The sequence below is a fragment of the Neokomagataea anthophila genome (genome assembly GCF_018122595.1).
In the GTDB taxonomy this organism is placed as follows: Bacteria; Pseudomonadota; Alphaproteobacteria; order Acetobacterales; family Acetobacteraceae; genus Gluconobacter; species Gluconobacter anthophilus.
Genome location: NZ_JAGRQH010000024.1, coordinates 1 through 1,056, shown reverse-complemented (window position 1 = coordinate 1,056; position 1,056 = coordinate 1). Strand labels below are relative to the sequence as shown.

The 1,056-nt window shown below is 52.6% G+C and carries 1 rRNA gene; it reads left to right on the top strand.

The features are described from left to right. Positions 1–211: 211 nt before the first annotated feature. Positions 212–1,056: ribosomal RNA gene (locus tag KB213_RS11950) — 23S ribosomal RNA — on the top strand; the annotation flags it as partial.

Sequence of the window (1,056 nt, the reverse complement as noted above, 5' to 3'; positions counted from 1 at the left end):
GTGCCGTTCTCGGGTTGGTCTGACCCTTTGTACCTTTGGTGCAATGCTAAGAGAATGGCGTTCAGCATTCAGATGGTGAAGAATTAAGAGTGTGTCTGACACTGCAGCATAAGCAGAAGTCGGCAGCATCTTAGGGTGTGGCTGGTTTCTGTGCATGTGTTCAGGGCCTTGAGTATTCTCTTTGGAGTGTACTTGAGAGCGCTGAGCGTAGTGTGAGAATGAGAAGGGCGTTCGGTGGATGCCTTGGCACTGAGAGGCGATGAAGGACGTGGTACGCTGCGAAAAGCCATGGGGAGCTGCGAACAAGCTTTGATCCGTGGATGTCCGAATGGGGCAACCCCCTCGTAAGAGGATCATGCACTGAATACATAGGTGTATGAGGCGAACCCGGGGAACTGAAACATCTAAGTACCCGGAGGAAAAGACATCAACAGAGATTCCGCTAGTAGTGGCGAGCGAACGCGGAGCAGGCCAATGCCTTATTAAGGAGAAGCAAAACGGTCTGGAAAGTCCGGCAATAATGGGTGATAGCCCCGTATGCATAATGTCTTGATAAGGATTTGAGTAGGGCGGGGCACGTGAAACCCTGTCTGAACATGGGGGGACCACCCTCCAAGCCTAAATACTCCTCAGTGACCGATAGTGAACAAGTACCGTGAGGGAAAGGTGAAAAGCACCCCGATAAGGGGAGTGAAAGAGACCTGAAACCGGACGCCTACAAGCAGTCGGAGCCTCATATGGGGTGACGGCGTACCTTTTGTATAATGGGTCAGCGAGTTTCTGTTTGCAGCGAGCTTAAGCCGTTAGGTGTAGGCGTAGCGAAAGCGAGTCTGAATAGGGCGAATGAGTTGCTGGCAGAAGACCCGAAACCGAGTGATCTAGCCATGGCCAGGCTGAAGGTGCGGTAACACGCACTGGAGGGCCGAACCCACGCCTGTTGAAAAAGTCGGGGATGAGCTGTGGTTAGGGGTGAAAGGCCAATCAAACTCGGAAATAGCTGGTTCTCCGCGAAATCTATTGAGGTAGACCGTCGGATGTTTACCCTCGGGGGTAGAG